The organism is Kitasatospora sp. NPDC001683, from assembly GCF_053596495.1.
In genome coordinates, this window is record NZ_JBSFGK010000176.1 from 1 (window position 1) to 8,170 (window position 8,170).

The window sequence follows — 8,170 nt, forward strand, 5'->3', positions numbered from 1 at the left end:
GGTACTGGCCGCCGTGGACCGGATCAACCGCGCCGGAGTCTCCGGCCGCACGTACCACGCGGAATTCCTCGCCCTGGGCTGCGGGATCCGGGCCTGGGTGCCTACTGGCGAGCTGGTCGCCGGGCGGGGCGACAGCTGCTGGAGCGCTTCGTCGGCCGTGGCGGCCTGGATGAAGGCGTCGATGTCGAGGCCGTCGGCCAGCTCTTCGGGGTTGCCGCCTCCCCAGGCGACCGGGCGGTGAAGGCGATCACGCCGTAGGCCTGCGAGCCAACGCCATGGTCTCCGCCGGAATCCCCGACACCTCACCAGGACGCAGCACAACCAACCGCCGGGCGACTTCGCCAGCAGAGTCGCCCGGCCGACTTCCTGCGCTCTGGCCTGTCCGCGGGGTGGGTTACCGCTGCGAAGCGCGCCGGCGGCTGAGCCGCGTGGCCGCCGCGCCGGCCGCCAGGAACGCGGCGGAGAGGCCGAGCAGGACGGGCGTCTTCGGGGCGCCCGTCTCGGCCAGCTGGCCGTGAGGGGGCTTGCCATGGTGATCCTCACCCTCACCATGGTGGCTGGACTTCATCTTGTGCTCGCCGTGGTGGGCCGGCTTGTGCTCCGGCCGTGCCTCGACCTCCTCCGCGACGAACTTGACCTTGTTCAGGTTGACGGCGGTGCTCTTGGAGCTGTTGTCGTTGTTGTTGGTGATGCTGTTTTGCACGACGACGGTCACGTCGACGCCCTGGGTCTGACCCTGGTGCTGGTTCTGAGCCTGTTCCTGGCCACCGTGCTCGTCGTGCTTGCCGTGCTCGTCGTGCTTGCCGTGCTCGTCAGGCTTGCCGTGCTCATCAGGCTTGCCGTGCTCGCAAGGCTTGCAGTGCTCGACGTGCTCGGCGTGCCCGCACTTTTCGTCATGCTTGCAGTGCTCGACGTGCTCGGCGTGCCCGCACTTTTCGTCATGCTTGCAGTGCTCGTTGTGCTTGCCGTGCTCGGCGAGCATGCCGGGAACGCCGTGCTCGCCGTGTTCGAAGGGCATGCCGGGAACCTCGGGCAGGCAGAAGTTCTTGCCGAGGCCCTGGCCGGCGAGGTGCCCGCGGTGCTCGTGCCCGGGCTCGTGGAGGCAGTTCTTGCTGCCATTCGTTCCCATGTCCATGGGAAGCGTCGACGGCGCCTGCCCCGTCAGCCGCTCGCCCTCAGTGCCCGGCTCGCCGGCCTGGGCCGTGTCATCCGACAGCGCGGCGCCGGGCTCCTGCCCGTCGGCCAGGGCGGCCTCGGGCGCGGTGTCAACGTCGGTCCGGTGGAACGGGCGGACGGCCTGCATCGGCCGGACGGCACCGCTGCTGGTGACGGTCATGGCGCCGTCCGCCGAGGTGCTGCTGCCCTCGGCCAGGCGCAGAAGGCTGTCGACCCATTCGCCCCTGGCCTTCGTCGAGGCGGAGGCCGCGCTGTGGTCGGCGACGGGCGAGGCGGAGGCCGTACCGCCGGCGCCCCACACGAGGGCCGCTGACGTCAACCCTGACAGGACCAGGGTGGTGAATCGAGTTCGCATGACGCTCCTGGATGTCCACAAAACGGATCTTCTGGATACGCTCCCTACCACCCGAGCGCGGCGAGCGTCGCCGAGGATTAACCACTCCGGCCCAACGAATTACCCAGCGTGGACGAACGTCGCCTGCGCGACCCCTCCCGCGGTCCGCGCCGCCGCGCCCAGGCTGCGTCGGGGCTGCACGCGGGTCCTGACGGTCCGCCGTGACGATGTGGCTCTGACCAGAGTTCCGTGAAAATCCCAGGTCAGCGGCATGCATGCAGGATCGTTTCCCTGCGGGATGACCTGCGCGTGGTTCTCCACTCGATCGAAGATGTTCTGGGTGGATTCAACTGGTCGTCGCAACACCTCGATTGTGGAGGTGTCGGTGGGGCGGCCTGCGGGATGGACGACGAAGGTGACGGGGCGTCCGGCGATGCGATCGCCGGGCCGGCCGCCGGTGCGTCGGGACGTGGAGCGCGCGTTCTGGTTGAAGATCGCCGAAGGACTCACGAGCGAGGATGCCGCGCTGGCGTGCGGCGTGTCCGGGCCGGTCGGTTCGCGGTGGTTCCGCGATCGTGGCGGGATGCCTTCGATCCAGCTCAGTCCGCTGTCAGGTCGGTATCTGTCGTTCGCCGAGCGCGAGGAGATCGCCCTGCTGAGGGCCCAGGACACCGGCGTGAGGGAGATAGCCCGCAGGCTGGGGCGCTCACCGTCGACGATCTCTCGGGAGCTGCGGCGCAACGCAGCCACGAGGTGCGGGAGGCTCGACTACCGGGCCTCGATCGCGCAGTGGAAGGCCGAGCTGGCGGCAGGCCGGCCGAAGACCGCGAAGCTCGCGGCCGACGAGCGGCTGCGCGAGTACGTGCAGGACCGGTTGGCCGGCTTGATCCAGGTTCCCGACGGAAGTCCGGCGCCGGGTCCGGCGACCCAGGAGTGGAAGGGGCGGAACAAGCCCCGCCGTCAGGACCGGCGCTGGGCGACGGCGTGGAGTCCGGAGCAGATAGCCAAGCGGTTGCCGGTCGACTATCCGGACGACGAATCCATGCGGATCTCGCACGAGGCGATCTACCAGGCCCTCTACGTCCAGGGCCGCGGCGCGCTCGAGCGTGAGCTGGTCACGTGCCTGCGGACCGGGCGTGCCCTTCGGGTTCCGCGCTCGCGCGCCCGCCGGAAGGCGGCCGGTCACGTCACGCCCGACGTGATGATCAGCGAGCGTCCCGCTGAGGCCGAGGACCGGGCCGTCGCGGGCCACTGGGAAGGCGATCTGATCATCGGGACGAACCGATCCGCCATCGGCACTCTCGTGGAGCGCACGACCAGGTTCACGATCCTGGTCCACCTTCCGCGGATGGAAGGCTACGGCGTCGAGCCAAGGGTGAAGAACGGCCCCGCGCTGGCCCGCTACGGAGCCGAGGCGATGCGCAAGGCCCTCACAGCCCAAATGGCCAACATCCCACAGCAGTTGAGCAGATCGCTGACCTGGGATCGAGGTAAGGAGCTTGCCCGGCACGCCCAGCTGAAGGCCGACACAGGCATCGCCGTCTACTTTGCCGACCCGCACAGCCCCTGGCAGCGGGGCACGAACGAGAACACGAACGGGCTGCTGCGGCAGTACTTCCCGAAGGGCACGGACCTGGCCCGCTGGACCGCCCGCGACCTCGAAGCCGTCGCAGGCGCGCTCAACACCCGGCCGCGGAAAACACTCGGCTGGAGAACTCCTGCGGAGGCTCTCGACGATCAGCTACTCTCGCTCCAAACCAGCGGTGTTGCAACGACCCCTTGAACCCGGTCAATACACGTCCATCAAGCTCACAACTCGCCTGCTGAAGACGGGAATCGAGCCGAGCATGGGAAGCGTGGGCGACTCGTTCGACAACGCCCTCGCGGAGAACTTCTGGAGCGTCCTGAAGACCGAGTGTGTCCGCCGTACGACCTTCACGACCCGCACCGACGCCGACCTCGCACTGTTCGCCTATATCGACGGACCCCGTTGCCCAATTGGGTGAACCTGCGTGATCTCATCATCGCGCGGCAGCGGTGAGCCGGAGGATTCGTGTCAGCGGCCGGGGTTTCGGGTCCGTCGTGCGGTCGCGGGACGGGGTGGAGAGATGTCGATGGGTGGCGGTTCGGGCCGGGAGGTTCCCGAGGAAACACGGGTGGTCGCTCGCGCGGCGTTTCCGAAGGGGTGCCTGGCGATGCGGGTCCGGGACTCGCTCGGCCCATTGTTTGACGACGAGGACTTTCGATCGGCCTTCGGTGTCCGTGGCCGTCCTGGGGTCTCGCCCGGACAGCTGGCGCTGGTGTGCGTGCTGCAGTTCGCTGAGAACCTGACTGACCGGCAGGCCGCCCACGCGGTCCGGGCCAGGATCGACTGGAAGTACCTGTTGGGCCTCGAATTGGCCCATCCGGGCTTCGACTTCACCGTGCTGACCGGGTTCCGGGACCGGCTCCTGGCCCACGGCCTGGAGGAGAGGATTCTGGATCTTCTGCTGGAGCGACTGGCCGAACTGAAACTGGTCGCGGCAGGAGGCCGGCAGCGCACCGACTCCACCCATGTCCTCGCTGTGGTAAGGAACTTGAATCGTCTGGAGTTCGTGGGCGAGACCCTTCGGGCGGCACTGGAGGCGATCGCCGTCTCGGCGCCCGGATGGCTCACCTCCTGGATGGATCCCTCATGACAGGACCGCTACGGGGCAAGAGTGGACTCCTATCGCCTGCCGAGCGAGGAGGCCAAGCGGGTCCAGCTCACCTGGCGCATCGCGGCTGACGGATACCTCCTACTCGAAGCCGTGGTGTCTCCTTCGGCTCCGGGCTGGCTGCGGGAGATCCCTGCTGTCGCCACCCTGCGGACGGTATGGCTGCAGCAGTTCAAGCGCACGGTGATCGACGGAGTGCAGGAGGTGGCATGGCGGGGGAAAGACGATCTCCCGCCCAGCAGAGTCAGAATCACCTCACCCTATGACCCGGACTCCCGCAACGCGGTGAAGCGCGGATCGGCATGGGACGGTTACAAGGTCCACTTCAGCGAGACCTGCGACGCCCCCGAAGTCGGCCGTCCACACCTGGTCACCCATGTCGTCACCACGGACGCCACGGCGGGTGACCCGGTCGTCGTCGACCAGATCCACGACCGCCTCGACGACAAGGGCCTGCTGCCCGCCGAACACTACATGGACGCCGGCTACATCTCCGCCGAGCTCCTGCTGACCGCCCCGACCGAGTACGGAGTGCGCGTCATCGGCCCGGTCAGACCCAACACGACCCGCCAGACGGTGCAGGCCAATGGCTTCGGTAAGGCATCGTTCGCCATCAACTGGACTGAGCGGCATGCAATTTGTCCCAACAGTGCCGTCAGCCGGTACTGGACCGAAGGACTCGACAACAACCAGCGACCTGCGATCCGCATCCGCTTCGCCACCGAGACGTGCGCTCCTTGCCCGGTACGCGACCAGTGCACCAGCTCCACCCGTTACGGTCGGCAGCTCACCATCCGCCCGCAGGAACAAGACGCCGTTCTCGAGCGCCTCCGAGCCGAGCAGGCCACCGACGAGTGGAAGGACCGGTACGCGGTCCGCGCGGGTGTCGAAGGCACGATCCACCAGGCCATCGCGGCCACCGGCGTGCGCCAGACCCGCTACATCGGCCTGCGAAAGACTCATCTGGCGCACGTCTTGACGGCCACAGCCATCAACCTCATCCGTCTTGACGCCTGGTGGAACGAAAAGCCACTCGCCCACACCCGGACATCACACCTCGCAGCACTCGACCTCGCCGCATAGGGCAATTGGGCAACGGGGTCATCGACGGCTGGTACAACACCCGCCGCATCCAGAAGCGCCTCGGCTGGCTCAGCCCCGACGAATACGAGGCGAAGTACTACGCCGACCAGGCGACGGCCGAACCAGTGGCCGTCGAACCACCCCCACCCGCCCTGACCAGGTAATCAACACCTCCCGCGCAGCGGGGGAAGCTCACACCCCGCAGGCAGAGGCAAGCGCCGGAGCATGGGCGAGCGCGACTTCATCGCACTGATCGACGGCGTCCACCAGCTGGTCAAGGCACCGATCGTGCTGGTCTGGGACCGCCTGAACACCCACATTTCCCATGCCGTGCGCGACTTGATCGCCGAGCGTGCCTGGCTGACGGTGTTCCTGCTCCCCGCCTATTCACCCGACCTCAACCCCGTCGAATGGGTCTGGGCCCACGTCGAACGCAGCCTCGCCAACCTCGCCGTGGTCGCCCTCGACCGACTCGAAGCCCTCGTGCGAAACCGGCTCAAACGCCTGCAGTACCGGCCCGACACCCTCGATGGCTTCATAGCTGGCACCGGCCTGACCCTCGACACCCCCGCCTCACCCTGACAAGCCGAAGTCAGTAAACGTCAAGCTGAGACTGCACAGTGGCTCGCTCCGACACAGGCGGGTGCCACCGGGCCCATCACCCGGATCCAGGGGCTACGTGGCGTCTGCATATGCGAGGTGGGTGCCACAGACCCGGCACTGGAAGAGGTAGGCGGTTGGCTGGCCGTTCTTGGACAACGCCATGAGGTACTGCTCGGCCTGCGAGGAGGACCAGGGGCCGCAACTGAGCTCTTGCCGCAACGATGCCCATGCTTCGGGGCAGGCCATGAGCTCGGCGGCGCCGGCGCTCCCGAGGAAGGCAGCACCGTCACCGCAGTGGATCAGCCAGCGCTCCTGCTGCCACCCGCTGAATCCCGGCGTGCGCTGCGTGATCGCGAACAGCAGGTCCAGCGGAACATCGTCGACCACGTCCGTGAACTGGGCCTCGAAGCGCTCGGCCGCACCACCGTCCGCGATGCACCAGGGACACAACCGACCGCGGAGATTCTCCGCTGCATAAACGGGACCGGTGTAGATGTAGCCGCGGGCCCGACCGCAGCAGCTGCACTCCGCGTGGGACGCGACGACGGCACCAGTGGCCACCGGGTCGGGGTGATACGGGAACTCAGGAAGCGGCTCTGTCACGGCCAGCGACCGTATCACCGTGGTTCCAGCCGGTCAGCTGTGCCAACCGGTGCCAACTCGGCAAATCTTCTCGGTCACAGACCAGCCCAGACGGGTGACGACTAATCACACCACGCAGGGAGATCAGCTGTCACGACTCCCCAGCTCGTTGAGTTTAGAAGCGAGTGGGGGAGGTTCAGTGAGCGGGGTTCCCGGGGAGCCCGGACTAGGCCCTCTTCGGGATCTTGCCAGTCGGCTGGGATGGTGCGGGGTGCGGCGGGGACCGGAGACGGCGGGTCAAGGGAGGAGGGAGACCTGGTAGTGGGCGATGGCCCAGCCGTCGTCGGTGCGCTGGAGCAGGATGCCGAGGTCGACAGACGGAAACGCGGGTTCCGGTGGCCCGTCGGCGCGGCGTGGGGGCCGACACTCGATCGGCGTCCTCATCACAGGCCCCGGCGACGCACAGCTCTCGGTCGTCCTGTTCCGCGGCGGTTGGGCCGACATCGACTTCATCGCGACCATCGACGACGCGGGAACGCCGCCGACCCCTGACATCGATTCAGCCCGAGCCTTCGGTGTCCCCTCGATCGTTGTGTGGCCCGGGTCTTCGGTTCGCAGGGCTCCGAGAGGCAGAACACCCCGTAGAAGGCTCTGGAGCCTCATGCTCCTGCTCCACGGCCACCACAAGCCACACCCCGGGTCCGGCGATGACGATCGGCGCCGGACCTTCACCGCAACACAGCGGGACACTTCACCGCGCACCCGGCTGCACCGTTCACCATCCGCAACCACAAACACCCGCGACCAGGGAAAACAGCCTCGACCACCCCGGTGAACAGCCACGCCGAGCCGCTGAAATCCAAACGCCGATCATCAACCCCGGGTCGGGGACCCCCGCCGGGGCCTCCACCACCCGCCCTTCCAGCGGCCCCGCGAGGGGCTCCCCGGGGCAAGCCTCCCCAGGCCCTGTCGCCCCGTGCCGGGGCGAGGCGTCGAAGATGCAAGAGCTGTCACCGACCCGGCCCCGGCACCACCCCCCGGAATCAGGGCACAGGACCGGGAAACAGCCCACCAACCGTCACAACCCACTCGGTCAAAAAGCCCCGGACAGGGCGCAGCACTGGGGCCCTGAGGCGCACGGGAATGTCACCAGTGCCCGGCCTTCGGATGCCACCGGGCAAACGCTCGGGAATCAGGCGGTAAGCCGGGCCCGGTACCCGGCCGGAAACCCACCTACCAGCCACCTGGCATCCCGCCTTAATTGTCACAACAAGCACTAACTCCTACCCGCCCTTATCGGCCGACAACGACCCGACTCGCACCCTCCCGAACACCGACAACCAAAACACAAGAGAGGGGCCAGGAAGGGTCGGGAAGGGGGCCGGAAAAGCGCACGGGCCTTCGGCGGGGGCCGGGGCCTGACGGCCCCTCGAAAAAGGCTGGAGGTGACGCCGGAAAAGGGCGGCGCAAACGGGCCGAGAGGGGCTGGGAAAGGGGCCTGACGGCCCCCGGCCGAGAGCGGACAGGGGGCGCCTGCGGCGCCACCCGAACATGTGCCGGCACGGCGGGGAGCAGCCGGCGGCGCTGGTGCCCGCCAGGAACGGGCCTTCCTCCCGAAGTGTGGACACCCCGGACACTGGATCGCGGAGATCCAGAGGAAGAGGAGTCCCCCGTGGTGATGAAGGTGTACTCGCCG

Annotated in this window: 8 protein-coding genes and 1 pseudogene; 7 read left to right on the forward strand and 2 right to left on the reverse strand. The window is 67.9% G+C overall.

Going from position 1 to position 8,170, the window contains the following annotated elements; genetic code table 11:
• Positions 1–241 (forward strand): hypothetical protein (locus ACWCYO_RS39575; RefSeq protein WP_449786921.1); only part of this gene is annotated, 241 nt, incomplete at its 5' end.
• 153 nt (positions 242–394) lie between these two features.
• Here the strand turns inward: ACWCYO_RS39575 and ACWCYO_RS39580 are convergent.
• Positions 395–1,336 carry a hypothetical protein gene (locus ACWCYO_RS39580; RefSeq protein WP_449786922.1) on the reverse strand — a complete coding sequence of 314 codons (942 nt, stop codon included), beginning with the start codon at positions 1,334–1,336 and terminating at the stop codon, positions 395–397.
• A 607-nt stretch (positions 1,337–1,943) separates the two neighbouring features.
• Here ACWCYO_RS39580 and ACWCYO_RS39585 point away from each other — a divergent pair.
• From ACWCYO_RS39585 to ACWCYO_RS39610, 6 genes and pseudogenes are all read left to right on the forward strand, one after another.
• Complete coding sequence (locus ACWCYO_RS39585) at positions 1,944–3,293, forward strand: IS30 family transposase (RefSeq protein WP_449786927.1); 1,350 nt, start codon at positions 1,944–1,946, stop codon at positions 3,291–3,293.
• Positions 3,294–3,414: 121 nt separating this feature from the next.
• On the forward strand, positions 3,415–3,516 hold the full coding sequence (locus tag ACWCYO_RS39590) for a hypothetical protein (protein ID WP_449786928.1): 102 nt from the start codon (positions 3,415–3,417) through the stop codon (positions 3,514–3,516).
• Positions 3,517–3,618: 102 nt separating this feature from the next.
• Positions 3,619–4,188 (forward strand): transposase, encoded by a 570-nt coding sequence (locus tag ACWCYO_RS39595; protein WP_449786923.1) that lies wholly within the window; start codon positions 3,619–3,621, stop codon positions 4,186–4,188.
• A 21-nt stretch (positions 4,189–4,209) separates the two neighbouring features.
• Positions 4,210–5,289, forward strand: coding sequence for a transposase (locus ACWCYO_RS39600; RefSeq protein ID WP_449786924.1), 1,080 nt, complete (start codon positions 4,210–4,212; stop codon positions 5,287–5,289).
• A gap of 5 nt (positions 5,290–5,294) precedes the next feature.
• On the forward strand, positions 5,295–5,453 hold the full coding sequence (locus tag ACWCYO_RS39605) for a hypothetical protein (RefSeq protein ID WP_449786925.1): 159 nt from the start codon (positions 5,295–5,297) through the stop codon (positions 5,451–5,453).
• Positions 5,454–5,481: 28 nt separating this feature from the next.
• Positions 5,482–5,871: pseudogene (locus tag ACWCYO_RS39610) on the forward strand (transposase); the annotation flags it as partial.
• A gap of 93 nt (positions 5,872–5,964) precedes the next feature.
• Here the strand turns inward: ACWCYO_RS39610 and ACWCYO_RS39615 are convergent.
• On the reverse strand, positions 5,965–6,495 hold the full coding sequence (locus ACWCYO_RS39615) for a CbrC family protein (protein WP_449786926.1): 531 nt from the start codon (positions 6,493–6,495) through the stop codon (positions 5,965–5,967).
• Between the last annotated feature and the right edge of the window lie 1,675 nt (positions 6,496–8,170).